Genomic DNA, 15,754 nt, shown 5'->3' with positions numbered 1-15,754 from the left:
ATCTGCAGCCTTCCACAGCTTTTTCTTTAAAGGTTCCTCTTGCTCAGTTTTTGCCGATTTAGCCATTGTATTTTAAAAGATTTCTTGAAGTGTAAAGTTAATTTTAAAATTCAATCAGCGGAAAAAGAGTTATAATTGATTGAATATATAGCCGTTTTATTCCCATAAACAATTATTATTGTTTAAAAATATTAAAATTCTAATATACAATAAGCCAATTCATCATCCTTACGGTTTCACGTAACATACCAATTTCTTTAACAATCTTAAATATCTATTTTAACACATTTCGAACGTAAGGCTCGCTGAGCACCTGGTGATTAATAAAACCATAACTTTATCAAAATTTTCAGCAATTTACATCATCAACCAGTTCCCAGTCGTCACCATCCTCCTCCTCTTCAATACAACTTAAAACCTTTTCTGGTTCCGGTTCAGGAAATTCTACGATGGCTCCATTATTCAAATGAAAAGCGTGACTAATTTTAGCCGCGAAGAAACGTTTATTCGCCGAGCGGCCACTATCCCAGAAAAAGGAAATGCCTATAGCAATAATTAAGGCCTTGTCGCCTGTACAAGTTATCGTACGACTTATCTGACGGCTTGGGAAAATGGGTTTTTGAAGGTCTATTTTTAAATTTTTAAACTTAACAAGCTCATATTCATCGCCGTTCAAATCATAATTAAACAGCATCACCTCTAATACCGCTTCCTTTGCACCCTCTAATGGCTGAACCACATTTTTTAAATCACCAGCCCATAGTGTAAGTTTAACTAATCCATCCTTTCCAATCAGACAGTGTAGATTCCTAAAAAATAAGGTGTCAAAAGCAGTTGAGGTATTGAATTCGAACCCGGCGAGTAGGCCAATATTGGCATCAATAAATTTTTTGCGTCCTAAATGTGTCGCCGGAATACCTTTGAATGCCTCTACTACGCGTTTATTGAGGCGATTGTGAAAATTATTGTTTGCGTAAAATTGAACCAGGGGTTCAAAAGCTTTACGTATGTAGGTGGCATTTCGGCTGGCTTCGCCAAAATCGCGACTACTTTTTATACTGTTTTCAGAAAGATTGTAAGTTTCTGGTTTTTTCCTCGCAATATTCTGTTTATTGCTTTTGTAAAAAATAAAATCGCCCAGCTTACCGGAAAAATTCAGTACTCCATTAGTAATTGCCATAAAATTTGTATTTTTAGTTTACTTAATGGGATGAATAATTAAATATAAAAATTCTGCACTAAATTCCCAAAAACACTTAGCTTAAAGTCCAACCCAAGTCCACGTCTAATCCACCATTAGTCCACGTCAAGTCCACCCCCCTAAACCTTATTGATTGCACCTGATAGGGAGCTCATTCGGAGCTTGTTCGAGAATCGGTTATTTTTTTCGAACAAGCTCCGAACATGGTGCGAACATGAAGGCAGGAAGGGCTAAGAGATGCTGAAATAAATTCAGCATGACGGAAGTATGGCTGAACGACCAGCCTTGCAGGCACCTCCCGAATAGTCGGCACTTGCCCCTCGGAGTTGAATAAGTCATCCCCCAACCATCCAATGCAATTAAGTTAAAGGGAACAAAAACAATTGTCATCCTGAGCGAAGTTGAAGGACAGATTGTTTATGTGTCAAAATTGAGAAAGGTCTTGACTACGCTCAGACTGACAGCATTTGTACTTAAGTAAAAGATATTGCTCCAACCCTCCAGAAAAATTGGGATAGACGCTTCAACGGGAATAGCGGGATGTATAGGTTTTCTGCACCCTACCCTCCGGCATAGCAGATGATGGCAGGTTAGGCGGTTGAAACTTGTGCAGAAATTTCAAACCGGCACTGAACGAGGCAGCGCATCCTCCCGATTTTTCATCGGGGCTTGCGCTGCCGCTTTTAAAGTGTCGAGCGGCATAACCAACATCAGATGCAAGCCTTGATGTTATGCCTTATTTGTTGTTGTTTTTATTGGTAGGCATGCTTTCGCTTTGCTCAGGTTTGGTACTTTTCTTTCAAGAGAAAAGGACTAGGCCGCCGCCAATGAGGCAAAAGAAAACATTCGATAAACCGCCCCCAATCCCGCCTAAAAAACCCTTCCCTATTCCGGTTTAGTCCAGAATAAACCGGGGTTATTGGTTTTATAATTAATGAAGGTTACACCCGTATTTTTATTAATGCTTTCGGATTGCTGAGGACTCTGAACAAGCCCATCCAATGGCAATAGCTCTACATAAGTTACTTTTCTACCTGGTTTGCTTGTTTCGAAATTGTATTCACTATTTAATGGTGTCTGTAAACGATATAGGTTTTTCGCCATATAATATTGCAGATAATATTCCTTGGTTTGCAAATTAGTGCGGTTCCAGTTCGCATCTGCGTTCAGCACAAGTGGCTGCGCCTTAATTAACCGCTCTCTTACTTCCTGTACCCCTAATAAAGTACCTTTTTCATCCATTACATAGGCATCAAAAGTGGGGTCTATCCATATCCATTTCTGCAAATCTTTAATATAAACCATATTGATTACATGGCAATCATCAAATTTGGTTTCTTTGGGCATACAGGTAATGTGTCGGGAAGCAATGCCCAGTGATAAATAGCACTCATTTAAAATGGTTGCCAACATCCTGCAGTTAACCCCGCGATTTTCTTCTCTACAAACTTTAATCAGGTCGATGGCATTTTGAAGCGTTGGATTGTTGCTGCTCCCATCGTGCCTTACTAAATTATGAACCCAGTGCAATAAGTTAAAAACTTTAGAAAGCTCAGTCCCTTTTCCTGCAATAGAGTCCAGTTTTAAATCTTTTCTGATTTTAATCAGATTAGGATCATCCATCGATTGATAAGAAAATTTCGGTACTTCACGCTTATCATTTAAATTGTATTTCTCGGCCTTGCGCAGCGTATCCAGATAAGCAATAGGCCTGCTGCTTGGAGCCTTTGCATCGTATTTGATTTGCGTCCTTGCAGTATCCTTTTCATTCACAAGAATGATAAAATTATACTCACCAACTTTCGGGTCAATTTTAAAAGAAATCGATTCCTTATCCGTGTAGAAGGTTACTCTTTTGGCTGAAGTGTTGTAAACATCAAGCTTTTCGGCCGGAACAATCGTCCAGGCATTCTGTCTTACCGGGTCATTATCGTCTTTAATATTCACGCTTAACGAATTGGCTTTAATAACCGGAACTTTGTTGTTTTGAGCAGATGCCACTCCTATCGAAAGAGATAAGAAAAGAATGCTAAAGAGGTTAAGTTTCATGTTTTGATTAGATTAAATGTGTTTAGTTTAATTACATGACGCTGTAAATTCGAAATGGTTACAGAAGTTGAGGTCTTTTTTTTAGAATTTTATATCTAAGCTGCGAATCTTCTACCTGTGTGGCGATACAACTCCGTCATTGCGAAGCTGGAATTGAGCGAGCTGAAGTAATCTATTAAGCTTGAACTCGCATTAAATAAAAGATTGCTTCGTACCTCGCAATGACGGGAAAGCGCAAATAGTGCTTCTAAAAATTATACAACGCTGTCATTGCGAAGCTGGAATTGTGCGAACTGAAGCAATCTATTAAGCTTGAACTCGCATTAAATAAAAGATTGCCACGTCGTAACTCCTCGCAATGACGGGAAAGCGCAAATAGTGCTTCTGAAAAACCATACAACTGCGTCATTGCGAAGCTGGAATTGAGCGAGCTGAAGCAATCTATTAAGCTTGATCTCACATCAAACAAAAGGTTGCTTCGTACCTCGTAATGACGGGAAAGTGCAGATGTGCGCCGTAAAGAATTATACAAGGCCGTCATTGCGAAGCCGGAATTGAGCGAGCTGAAGCAATCTATTAAGTCTGAGCTCACATCAAACAAAAGATTGCTTCGTACCTCGAAATGACGGGAAAGTGCAGATGTGCTTCTGAAAAACTATACAACTGCGTCATTGCGAAGCCGCAAATTGAGCGAACTGAAGCAATCTACTAAGTCTGAGCTCGTATTAAATGAAAGATTGCTTCGTACCTCACAATGACGGAGAAATTGCAAATAGTGCTTCTGAAAATTATACAACTGCGTCATTGCGAAGCCGCAAATTGAGCGAACTGAAGCAATCTACTAAGTCTGAGCTCGAATTAAATAAAAGATTGCTTCGTACCTCGCGATGACGGGAAAGCGCAAATAGTGCTTCTGAAAAATTATACAACGCCTTCATTGCGAAGCTGGAATTGAGCGAGCTGAAGCAATCTATTAAGCTTGAGCTCACATCAAATAAAAGATTACTTCGTAACTCGCAATGACGGAGAAATTGCAAATAGTGCTTCTGAAGAATTATACAACGCCGTCATTGCGAAGCTGGAATTGAGCGAGCTGAAGCAATCTGTTAAGCTTGAACTCGCATTAAATAAAAGGTTGCTCCGTACCTCGCGATGACGGAGAAATTGCAAATGGTGCTTCTGATTATGCATAATAATAAAAAAAGGACATTTAAAGCGAAAACCTTAAATGTCCTCAAATACCTTATTTGGTAAAAAACCTTCTAGTTCCAGCCACCACCCAACGAGCGATACAAACCAACTACTGCATTTAACTGCTCAGTTTTAATTGCGGTTAACTCCAGTTCGCTTTGCAACAAGTTTCCTTGTGCAGTAATCACCTCTAAATAATTTGCCATACCACTTTTAAATAATAAACTGGCGTTCTTAGATGCCTGTTGCAAAGTCTGCGCTCTCTTTTCAGCGATGCTATATTGGTTTTTCAATTTCTCCACTTTTGTTAATTCATCAGAAACCTCACCAACGGCATTAATAACGGATTGGCGGAACTGAATAACCGTTTTTTCTCTATCGATTTTGGCCAGTTCTAGACTAGATTTTAACTGTCCTCTTTGAAAGATGGGTTGGGTAATCCCACCCGAAACTAAACCAAATAAAGATGCAGGCACATTAAACCAGTTGCTGGCTTTAAAAGAGTTGATGCCACCGCTTGCTGTAATCACTAGTGATGGATATAAACTTGCTTTCGCTACGCCAACCTTAGCATTTGCTATATTGAGCGCTAATTCGGCAGATTTAATATCCGGTCTTCGGCTAAGCAAAGCGGATGGAAAACCCGAACTTAAATCCAGCGGAATGGCCATTTTATCTAAACGGCTCGAACGATTAATCGCCTTTGGCATTGTACCAATCAATACACTTAGGGCATTTTCCTGAAGCGTAACATTTTGCTCCAAACGTGGGATTAACTGTGCTGCATTTAACTGCTGCGCCTCGGCTTGTTGTATCGCTAATGAAGTTACTTGTCCGGCCTCAAATTGTAAATTGATAATGCGTAAGGTACTATCATTCAGCTTTAAGTTTTTCCTAGCGATTTCAAGCTGCGCATCCAGCATCAGCAGATTATAATAACCTTGGGCAACATTGGCCACCAAACGGGTTTGAACGGCTTTACGGGCTTCTTCGGTTTGTAAAAAACTAGCTAAAGCGCCCGCTTTTTGGTTACGGATTTTACCCCAGATATCGGCCTCCCAAAACACACCTAAGTTAGCATTGTAATCTTCAATGTGTGTAGAACCCGTAAATTGATTTAAGCTTAAGCCGTTTAAACTGTTATCAGACGGGCGACTAGAACTCGCCGCTACCTGCAGTTTCAACTCAGGCAAATAACCCAGTTTCGATTGTTTAAACAACACTTCTGCGGCATCGATATTTTTCAATGCAATCTGCATATCATAATTGTGAACCAAAGCCGTATCGATTAAATTTTGTACGGTAAGGTCGTTAATAAAGTTCTTCAAAGGCAAATCGCCAATACTTGATGAATCTTTTGGTGCTGAATTTCTGAACATTTTTGGCGCTAAACTTTGTGGTAGAGCCAAATCTTTAGAAACTGAACATCCGCTCCAGATTAATGCAAGGAGCAGGATGCTTAAAATATTAAACCGTTTCATATACTACATGATTTAAAGGTTTTTCTTCATGGTGATGAGAAACAACCTCGTTAGATTTTCTTGAAATTTTTTCCTGTAAGGCCTGGAACAGGATAAAGAGTACAGGAATGATAAACAAACCTAAAACTACGCCCGAAACCATACCTCCGGCAGCGCCGATGCTGATAGAGTGGTTACCTTGCGCCGACGGACCTGTTGCGCCCATCATTGGGATTAAACCCACAATAAAGGCTAGTGAAGTCATAATAATCGGACGCAACCTTGATTTTGCGGCTTCTAATGCTGAGGCGACCAGTGGCTGTCCGCTTCTTCTCCGCTGAACGGCAAATTCTACAATCAGAATCGCATTCTTCGCCAGTAAACCGATAAGCATAATCAGCGCCACCTGCACATAAATATTATTTTGGATGCCTGTAAAACCGATAGCAACAAATACACCGAATATTCCGGCAGGTATAGATAAAATAACCGATAATGGCAGTATATAACTCTCGTATTGTGCCGATAAAAGGAAGTAAATAAATACTAAACACAGTAAGAAAATTACAGTAGATTGCCCACCTGATGAAATCTCCTCACGGGTTTGTCCGGAAAATTCATAGCTATAACCTGATGGTAAATGTTTTTCTGCCACCTCTTCAATTGCTTTAATCGCCTGACCAGAACTAAAGCCCGGTTTCGGTATTGCATTGATGGATATCGAATTGAATAGGTTATATCTCGATGCCGTTTCCGACCCGTATATACGGCTTAGCTTTACTAAAGTATTAATCGGCACCATTTCGCCACGATTGCTTTTTACAAATACGCGGTCTATTGATGATGGGTCTGCCCTGTCCTGCACATCAGCTTGAACCACCACACGGTAATATTTACCAAAGCGGTTAAAATCTGATGCCTGTGCACTACCAAAATAGGTTTGCATGGTTTGCAGAATATCTTTCACATTCACACCCAATTGGTCGGCTTTTTCATCATTGATATCCAGCTGCAATTGTGGATAATCAGCTTTAAAGCTGGTGAAGGCTACAGCAATTTCAGGACGTTTCATTAACTCGCCAATAAACTGTTGAGAGATACCGCTGAATTTATCTAGCTTACCGCCTGTTTTATCTTGCAGCACCATATCCAAAGCTTCAACATTACTGAAACCTGGTACTGTTGGGAAACTGAACACGAAGAAACTACCTCCGGAAATAGCACCTAATTTACCACGTACCTGGTTCATAATCTCCTCAATATTCTTAACTGCTCCCCTGTCTTCATTTGGTTTCAACAATACGAAAACTACAGCTGATGATGGACTGGTTGAGTTGGTTAACAAGTTGAATCCCGATATCGCGGTTACGTCTCTTGATGCATCAAGCTTACTCAAAACCGCCTCTGCTTCAGTCATTACTTTTTGTGTTCCATCTAAAGAAGTTCCTGACGGTGTGTTTACGGAAATGGCAATAAAACCCTGGTCTTCAGTTGGAATAAAGCCTGCCGGAGTAGTTTTAACCATGAAAACCGTAACCAGTGTAATTAAGGCTAAACCACCTAAACTTAACCATTTATGGCGAACCAGGAATTTCAATCCACCAACATAACGGTTGGTTAGCGCATTAAAGCTGCTGTTAAATCCGTTAAAAAACCTTTGTTTGAAATTAGGTTTAGCTACGGGTTTATCGCCTTGCGCAGAATGATTATCTCTTAAAAACAAAGCGGCTAATGCCGGACTTAAGGTCAATGCATTTACTGCTGAAATCACAATCGCGATAGCCATGGTAAAGGCAAACTGGCGATAGAATACGCCTGTAGAGCCTTCCATAAAACCAACAGGTAAAAATACGGCCGCCATAACCAAAGTGATGGAAATAATTGCCCCTGTAATTTCGTGCATCGCTTCATGTGTGGCTGCTTTTGGTGACAAGTGTTTATGTTCCATCTTCGCATGTACCGCTTCAACCACCACAATCGCATCATCTACCACAATACCAATGGCGAGAATCAGCGCAAAAAGGGTCAGCAAGTTTATAGAGAAGCCAAACAATTGCATAAAGAAAAACGTACCCAAAATGGCTACCGGAACGGCAATTGCCGGAATTAATGTCGACCTGAAATCTTGCAGGAACAGGAATACCACAATAAACACCAAAATAAAGGCTTCAATTAAAGTGTGTTGTACTTGTTCTATAGATTGGTCTAAGGCAACTTTTGTACTGTAAAAAATATTTTTCTTAATACCTGCCGGAAAACTTTTCTCCGATTTTTCCATCAAATTATTAATGGCAACCTGAATATCGTTTGAGTTTGAACCCGCCAGCTGGATAATACCAATTACAATGGCTTTTTTACCGTTAATACGAGTGATGCTATTGTAAGAATAAGCGCCCAGTTCTACCCTCGCCACATCCTTGAGGTGAAGGATGGAACCATCTGCATTCGCACGTATGGCTATGTTTTCATATTCTTCGGGTTTGGTTAATTTACCTTTGTATTTGATAACGTACTCGAAAACTTCCTTACTCTTCTCGCCAAACTTACCTGGCGCAGCTTCCAGACTTTTGTCTTGAATGGCCCGCATCACTTCGCTCGGCGTAACCTTGTATGTCGACATTTGCGTTGGATTTAACCACACCCGCATCGAATAATCTTTAACACCGCCAAAAATAGCCGCCGAACCTACACCCGAAATACGTTTAATCTCCGGAATAATATTGATCTGCGCATAGTTGGCTACGAAAGTCTGGTCGTATTTCGACTCATCCTCGGTGTACATACCAATGGCCATAATGAAACTATTCTGTTGTTTCGCTGTGGTTACACCTTGTTGCACCACTTCGGCCGGTAACTGACTTGTCGCTTGTGCCACACGATTCTGAACATTTACCGCTGCCTGGTCGGCATTGGTACCTAACTTGAAGAAAACAGTAATCGCTAAGGAGCCATCATTACTAGCTGTAGAACTCATATAAGTCATGTTTTCTACACCATTGATTGATTCTTCTAACGATGGTGCTACCGAACGTAAAACCGTTTCGGCATTCGCTCCCGGATAAACTGCCGTAACTAAAACAGATGGCGGTGCAATATCAGGAAACTGTTGTAAAGGCAACTTTGTAAGGCCAAGTACACCCAATATCACCAACAAAATGGAGATAACCGTTGCCAGTACGGGCCTTTGTATAAATATCTTGAACATTATTTTATTTTTATTTTATTTGAGCTTAAAGCATGGCGTTTAACGCCTGGAGTTGGGTATTGAAATTTGTAAATTGAGATTTGCCAATTGGAATCTGAACTCGTAAAGCTAATCTTCTGACTTGCAACAATTTAACCACCTAAGGCATCTAAGGTCATCTAAGTTTTTAGTATAGCACCAAGGTTTTTTACTTTTTACTTTTGACTTTTGACTCCGAACTTCAGACTCCCGACTCCCGACTTCAGACTATTTCCTAACCAAACTCGCAGCCTTATCTGTTCCCTTTTCTGGTGTAATTACTTGTCCTTCCTGCAAACGGTCTAAACCGCTTAAAACAATTTGGTCGCCAGACTTAACACCATCTTTTACCAAGTAATTGTTACCACTCTTTCCGATTACAGTAATAGGCATTTTACTTACTTTATTACCTTTATTCACAGCAAAAACAAACACTTTATCCTGCATTTCTACGGTAGCTGCCTGCGGAATAAGAATCGCATCATCATGCTGTAAACCCAGGCGAACCTTACCCGTATTACCCGAGCGCAGAACACCATTAGCATTTGGAAAACTTGCCCTAAGCGTGATGGCGCCAGTATTCTTGTCAAACTGACCATCAATCATGTCGATTTTACCTTTTATCGGATAGGTTGTATTATCCGATAAAAGCAATTCTACAGCTGGTAAATGTTTGATGCGATCGGCTGGCGATTTACCCGGATAATTTGAATTGAAGTTATTGAAATCGTTTTCGGCTAAAGAGAAGTAAACATGTACTTCGTGGATATCAGACAATTGCGTTAAAGCATCCTGGTCAGTTGGTGCAACTAAACTACCCTGCTTTTTAGGAATACGGCCAATATAGCCGCTAACCGTTGCCTTTACATTGGTATAACCTAAGTTAATTTGTGCCGATGCAACATTTGCTTTAGCCTGCTCGGCGTTTGCCTGCGCAATTTTATAAGCAGTTTTTGCTGTTTTTAACTGAATGTCTGATACTACTTTATTTTGCACCAAAGGTGTTAACTTATCAACCTCTAATTGAGCATTTAAAATAGCTGCTTCAGCTGCATGTAAGCTTGCCTTTGCATTGTTCAAGGCTTCCCGGTAAGGATTTTCATTGATTTTAAATAAGGTTTGTCCAGCTGTAACATAAGCGCCTTCGTTAACCAAAACACTTTGCAAATAACCACTCACCTGCGGACGAACATCAATATCAACTGCACCTTGAATGGCAGCAGGATAATCAATATAGGTGGTTTGTGAGCTTTCGTTAATCATACTCACGGGTAATACAGGTGGTGGTGGTGCCGCAGCAGATTGCTCAGGAGCAGATTTACAGCTGGCAATAATTATAGATAGAGTTGAAATAAGCATTAGAGCTTTTACACTATTAAACTGTTTAACAGTGTTAAGTTGGATAAACAAGCGATGGATAGCATTCATATGATTAATAATTATGTTGGATTTATAGTGTTTAAATAATCTAACAGCGTTAAATTATTTGGTAAAAAAAATTAACTGTTAATAGATAACGTGATGCCTTTGATGGCATCCTTTAAAATTTGCTGGTTCAGTTCGTCCGTGGTTCTGCCATTGGGTCTTACCAGATTAATCGAAATCAAGCCGTGAATAATCGACCAATAGGTATAATATTTCATACAGATATCATCTTCCGAAACCGGTTTTTTTATAAATAATGATTCGATAACATCGCCTAACATTGCGCCTACATTTTCTGCTTCGGGCATTGAGCTTTTTACATTGCAACAAACCATATCTACACCGTACATCAACTGATAAAACTCCTTATTCGAAAAAGCGAAGTTCCAATAGGCAACCCACATGGCTTCCATTTTATCTTCAGCGGTTTCATGTTTATCGCGAGCCTCACGAATATCTTTCGCTAAAATCAGGTAACCTCTACGGGTAAGCTCTAGCAAAATGCCTTCTTTGTTCGAAAAGTATTCGTAAATAATCGGAGCAGTGTATTCAATCTGGTCGGCAATTTTACGCATACTCAAAGCCTGCCAACCTTCTGTTTGAACAATGTTCAAGGCAGCATCCAGAATGCTGGTTCTGGTTTCTTCTTTTAAACGTAGAATTCTTTCTTTACTTCCCATGATGTGGAATATCTAGTGATAAATAATCTAACACTGTTAAACAAATGTATAACCATTTTTAAAATCAACAATCATTTTATTGTCAAATAGATTTTACTCAAGTTAAAATGAAGTTTAAAGTCGCTTGAAAGCACTCTTTTAATTATGCTATTTTTATGCACATAAATTACAAACCTGACAAGTGGACACTAATTAAGATTTTGGAAAGCAATGATTGTAGCTTTTATTAAACGGAAGTCCCGCCCTTTATTACCTGCCGCCGCAGGCAGGCAATCTTTTTTAACTCCTACGGTGCAAATTGAATTGTACCCAACATATGAAACAGATTCTTCGTGCCTCAGAATGACAGTATATTGAGGGTTTCTGCAATAAAAAAGTATTTTCATATCGGTCGGGTTTAGGAAAATAGGGAATTGCAATAACAAATACCTTTCCCTTGAAAATAAGGAGAACCCTATTAAAAGATTTAGCTTCGCTGAGCAATCGTGGTTCTCCACTTCGGTCGAAATGACGACTTATTGAGAAACTTCATCTCTAACTAACCATTCCAAACCTCCGTAAAAATAATGAGGAGAAGCTGTTCCATAAAATGTAGCAAGGCCGTCATTTCGAATGGAGCGTAGCGTAACTGAGAAATCTTTGAACCTTGATAACCTAATTTAAAAGATTTCTCCACTTCGGTCGAAATGACGACTTATTGAAAAACTTCGTCTCTAACTAACTATTCCAAACCTCCGTAAAATAATGAGGATAGGCTATTCCATAAAATTTAGCAAGGCCGTCATTTCGAATGGAGCGCAGCGTAACTGAGAAATCTTTGAACTTTACTAACCTAATTTAAAAGATTTCTCCGCTTCGGTCGAAATGACGGCTTATTGAAAAGCTTCGTCTCTAACTAACTATTCCAAACCTCTGTAAAAATAATGAGGAGAAGCTGTTACATAAATCTAGCAAGGCCGTCATTTCGAATGGAGCGCAGCGCAATTGAGAAATCTTTAAACCTTGCTATAACCTTATTTAAAGGATTTCTCCACTTCCGTCGAAATGACGGCTTATTGAAAAACTTCATCTCTAACTAACCATTCCAAACCTCCATAAAATAATGAGGCTAGGCTATTCTATAAAATTTAGCAAGGTCGTCATTTCGAATGGAGCGTAGCGTAACTGAGAAATCTTTGAACTTTACTAACCTAATTTAAAAGATTTCTCCGCTTCGGTCGAAATGACGACTTATTGAAAAACTTCACCTCTAACTAACCATTCCAAACCTCCATAAAATAATGAGGAGAGGCTATTCCTTAAAATTTAGCAAGGTCGTCATTTCGAATGAAGCGCAGCGTAACTGAGAAATCTTTAAACCTTGCTATAACCTTATTTAAAGGATTTAGCTTCGCTGAGCAATCGTGGTTCTCCACTACGGTCGAAATGGCGACTTATTGAAAAACTTTATATTCGTATATGATTTATCGCGAAGCCAAAACTACCGACATCCCACAAATACAAATTGTGAGGCATACAGTTAAAGAAAATACCTTATCTAATCCGGCATTGGTTACAGATGCAGATTGTGAAGAATTTATAACTAAAAAAGGCAAAGGTTGGGTTTGCGAAATTGACAATCAAGTTGTAGGTTTTTCTATCGTTGATTTACAAGACAACAACATTTGGGCATTGTTTTTAAGACCAGAGTTTGAAGGCAACGGCATTGGAAAAGAATTACACCGTTTGATGTTGGATTGGTATTTCAGTCAAACGAAAGAAACGGTTTGGTTGGGCACGGCACCAAACACAAGAGCTGAACAGTTTTATACTCAGCAAGGATGGAGAAATGTTGGGATGGTTAATAAGGGTGAGGTGAAGTTTGAAATGAGTTATGAAGATTGGGTAAGATAACATTATTCGTCATTGCGAGGCACGAAGCAATCTTTCACATAGAGATTGCTTCGTACCTCGCAATGACGACCGCTTTTTCTTTTGAGTACTTTGCACAGCATTAAGTTAAATAGCCCCGACAAAGCGGAAAGCCCACAATGTAGCGCAGCGGAATGAGGACTTGAAGCGGTGGCGGGACTGTTGCAACCTAAAAGCCAAAGGTTTTGCGCTTCAAAATATTTTAATATTTAAAGCACAAAGCAATCCTTGTTCCTAGATTGCTTCTCCGAAATCGGAGCAAGCTATGCCTCGCAATGACGGAAAACGAATTCAAACTTAGCGATCTTTGCGAAAACCTTGTCTGCTTTGCGGTTAATAACCCTTAACTAATCGCTTCAACTAGTATAGAGCTATCGTCATTTCGAATGGAGCGCAGCGCAATTGAGAACCACGAAGTGCTCAGCGAAGCTAAATCTTTAAACTTACACCCATATATAAAAGATTTCTCCACTACGGTCGAAATGACGACTTCATCTAAAAAAATAGTAAAACTTAGCACTCTTTGCGAAAAACTTTGTGTGCTTTGCGGTTAATAACCCTTAAACTTCTTCATAAAACCACTTACGCTGTCTTCAATATTCCCATCTTCAATCGCTTTAACGAAAGCCGTTCCGATAATTGCACCATTTGCATAGGAACAAGCCTTGTCGAAAGTTTGCTTATCACTTATCCCGAAACCAATCATGGTTGGGTTTTTCAGATTCATTGCTTTAATGCGACTGAAATAAGTTTCGGTCGTATTGCCTACTTCGAGATTTTTACCCGTAGTTGCCGATGAAGAGAGCAAATAAATAAATCCGTTGGTTAGGCTATCAATTTTGTGGATGCGCTCTTCGGCTGTTTGCGGCGTAATCAAAAACACATTACTCAAATTATGTTCCTCAAAACAAGTCTGGTAAAACTCTTCGTATTCTACCATTGGCAAATCCGGAACGATGCAGCCATCTACGCCGACTTCGGCACAGGCTTTACAAAAGTTCTCTACACCAAACTGCAAAACCGGATTTACATAACCCATCAACAAAACTGGAATGGTTACGTTTTTACGCAAGTCTTTCAATTGCTCAAAAAGCAATTTTAAATTCATGCCCTGGTCTAAAGATTTTTTGCTACTGGCTTGTATCACCGGACCATCTGCAACTGGGTCTGAATAAGGAAACCCAATTTCCAGCATATCTGCACCCGATTTCTCTAAAGCTTCAGCAATTTGAATAGTATCGCCGATATTTGGATAACCCGCTGTGTAATAAATTGATAATATATTTTTCTTCGTTTCGAAGAGTTGTTTGATTCTGTTCATAACCTTAATCTTTCCGTCATTGCGATGCACGAAGCAATTTAATTAAAAGCATCTCAGATGAGATTGCTTCGTGCCTCGCAATGGCGACGTATCTCTATAAATTAAAATATTTAATGTAAGTATCTAAATCCTTATCACCTCTACCTGAAAGGCAAACCACTACATTTTCACCACCTTTAAATTCCATTTTCTCAAGATGAGCCAAGGCGTGTGCACTTTCAATCGCCGGGATAATGCCTTCGAGTTTGGTTAATAATAATCCTGCATCCAAGCTTTCCTCATCGGTGATTGAAACATATTGCCCACGACCGGTTTTAAATAAATGTGCGTGTTGCGGACCGATACCAGGATAATCCAAACCTGCAGAAACTGAATGTGGTTCAACCACTTGTCCATCTTCCGTTTGCATTAATATACTTCTGCTTCCGTGCAAAACGCCTTCTTTTCCAAGGTAAGTTGTAGCAGCCGAAAAACCGCTTGATACGCCTTTGCCTGCGGCTTCCACCGCAATCAGTTTTACATTTTCATCATCCATAAAATGATAAAACATTCCCATTGCATTACTGCCGCCGCCTACACAAGCCAAAACGTAATCAGGTTGGTCGCTACCAGTTTGTTCTATTAACTGTTTTTTAGTTTCTTCTGAAATAATGGATTGAAAAATCGCCACCATATCCGGATAAGGATGTGGACCAACGACAGAACCGATAATATAATGCGTATCTACAGGATTATTAATCCAATCACGCATCGCTTCATTCGTTGCATCTTTTAAGGTTTTACTGCCAGAACTTGCCGGAACAACCTTTGCGCCAAGCATTTTCATGCGGGCAACATTTGGTGCCTGGCGTTCGATGTCTACCTCGCCCATATAGATTACGCATTCCAGGTTACGTAAGGCACAAACTGTAGCTGTTGCTACACCATGCTGCCCTGCACCTGTCTCCGCAATAATTCTTTTCTTACCTAGCTTTTCTGCCAGTAAAATCTGCCCGATGGTATTGTTAATTTTATGTGCACCAGTATGGTTCAAATCTTCTCTTTTAAGGAAAATGTTTGCACCATATCGTTCGGATAATCTGTTTGCCAAATACAATGGCGAAGGGCGACCAACATAATCTTTTAATAACTGATGAAATTCCTTTTGAAAATCGGCATCATCAATAATCTTCAAATAGCTTTGACGCAATTCCTCTACGTTCGGGTACAGCATCTCTGGGATGTATGCGCCACCAAAATCTCCGTAGTATCCTTTTTCGTTTACTTTGTATTTCATATATTTTTTCATCAAAT

General features: G+C 39.7%; 9 protein-coding genes. 1 reads left to right on the top strand and 8 read right to left on the bottom strand.

Annotated features, from left to right (window positions below; all coding sequences use genetic code 11):
- Positions 1-349 precede the first annotated feature (349 nt).
- The 6 genes from R2Q16_RS19300 to R2Q16_RS19275 form a co-directional block, all read right to left on the bottom strand.
- Positions 350-1,180: a hypothetical protein gene (locus tag R2Q16_RS19300; RefSeq protein WP_316739565.1), complete on the bottom strand. Its 831-nt coding sequence runs from the start codon at positions 1,178-1,180 to the stop codon at positions 350-352.
- A gap of 906 nt (positions 1,181-2,086) precedes the next feature.
- The gene (locus R2Q16_RS19295; protein ID WP_316739563.1) at positions 2,087-3,250 is read right to left on the bottom strand and encodes a transglutaminase-like domain-containing protein; all 1,164 of its coding nucleotides are present in this window, start codon (positions 3,248-3,250) and stop codon (positions 2,087-2,089) included.
- Between the two features lie 1,262 nt (positions 3,251-4,512).
- Positions 4,513-5,922: a TolC family protein gene (locus tag R2Q16_RS19290; RefSeq protein WP_316739561.1), complete on the bottom strand. Its 1,410-nt coding sequence runs from the start codon at positions 5,920-5,922 to the stop codon at positions 4,513-4,515.
- The gene (locus tag R2Q16_RS19285) at positions 5,909-9,106 is read right to left on the bottom strand and encodes an efflux RND transporter permease subunit (protein ID WP_316739559.1); all 3,198 of its coding nucleotides are present in this window, start codon (positions 9,104-9,106) and stop codon (positions 5,909-5,911) included. Before R2Q16_RS19285 ends, R2Q16_RS19290 begins: the two co-directional genes overlap by 14 nt.
- 246 nt (positions 9,107-9,352) lie before the next feature.
- The gene (locus R2Q16_RS19280) at positions 9,353-10,552 is read right to left on the bottom strand and encodes an efflux RND transporter periplasmic adaptor subunit (protein ID WP_316739557.1); all 1,200 of its coding nucleotides are present in this window, start codon (positions 10,550-10,552) and stop codon (positions 9,353-9,355) included.
- A 71-nt stretch (positions 10,553-10,623) separates the two neighbouring features.
- A complete protein-coding gene (locus R2Q16_RS19275; RefSeq protein ID WP_316739555.1) occupies positions 10,624-11,229 on the bottom strand; it encodes a TetR/AcrR family transcriptional regulator in 606 nt (201 codons plus the stop codon).
- Positions 11,230-12,687: 1,458 nt separating this feature from the next.
- Here R2Q16_RS19275 and R2Q16_RS19270 point away from each other — a divergent pair.
- Positions 12,688-13,122, top strand: a complete 435-nt coding sequence (locus tag R2Q16_RS19270) for a GNAT family N-acetyltransferase (RefSeq protein ID WP_316739553.1) — start codon at positions 12,688-12,690, stop codon at positions 13,120-13,122.
- A 568-nt stretch (positions 13,123-13,690) separates the two neighbouring features.
- Here R2Q16_RS19270 and trpA read toward each other — a convergent pair.
- Positions 13,691-14,461: a tryptophan synthase subunit alpha gene (gene trpA / locus R2Q16_RS19265; RefSeq protein WP_316739551.1), complete on the bottom strand. Its 771-nt coding sequence runs from the start codon at positions 14,459-14,461 to the stop codon at positions 13,691-13,693.
- A 94-nt stretch (positions 14,462-14,555) separates the two neighbouring features.
- Positions 14,556-15,737 carry a tryptophan synthase subunit beta gene (gene trpB / locus R2Q16_RS19260; RefSeq protein WP_316739550.1) on the bottom strand — a complete coding sequence of 394 codons (1,182 nt, stop codon included), beginning with the start codon at positions 15,735-15,737 and terminating at the stop codon, positions 14,556-14,558.
- Positions 15,738-15,754: the final 17 nt, after the last annotated feature.

It is taken from the genome of Pedobacter aquatilis, assembly GCF_032678425.1.
Classification (GTDB): domain Bacteria; phylum Bacteroidota; class Bacteroidia; order Sphingobacteriales; family Sphingobacteriaceae; genus Pedobacter; species Pedobacter aquatilis_B.
This window is presented reverse-complemented; position numbering and strand designations above follow the sequence as displayed.

What these genes read in the sequence shown, in the direction of transcription:
- R2Q16_RS19300 (WP_316739565.1), bottom strand. Translation starts at nt 1,180, where the DNA reads ATGGCAATTACTAATGGAGTACTGAATTTTTCCGGTAAGCTGGGCGAT.
- R2Q16_RS19295 (WP_316739563.1), bottom strand. Translation starts at nt 3,250, where the DNA reads ATGAAACTTAACCTCTTTAGCATTCTTTTCTTATCTCTTTCGATAGGA.
- R2Q16_RS19290 (WP_316739561.1), bottom strand. Translation starts at nt 5,922, where the DNA reads ATGAAACGGTTTAATATTTTAAGCATCCTGCTCCTTGCATTAATCTGG.
- R2Q16_RS19285 (WP_316739559.1), bottom strand. Translation starts at nt 9,106, where the DNA reads ATGTTCAAGATATTTATACAAAGGCCCGTACTGGCAACGGTTATCTCC.
- R2Q16_RS19280 (WP_316739557.1), bottom strand. Translation starts at nt 10,552, where the DNA reads ATGAATGCTATCCATCGCTTGTTTATCCAACTTAACACTGTTAAACAG.
- R2Q16_RS19275 (WP_316739555.1), bottom strand. Translation starts at nt 11,229, where the DNA reads ATGGGAAGTAAAGAAAGAATTCTACGTTTAAAAGAAGAAACCAGAACC.
- R2Q16_RS19270 (WP_316739553.1), top strand. Translation starts at nt 12,688, where the DNA reads ATGATTTATCGCGAAGCCAAAACTACCGACATCCCACAAATACAAATT.
- trpA (WP_316739551.1), bottom strand. Translation starts at nt 14,461, where the DNA reads ATGAACAGAATCAAACAACTCTTCGAAACGAAGAAAAATATATTATCA.
- trpB (WP_316739550.1), bottom strand. Translation starts at nt 15,737, where the DNA reads ATGAAATACAAAGTAAACGAAAAAGGATACTACGGAGATTTTGGTGGC.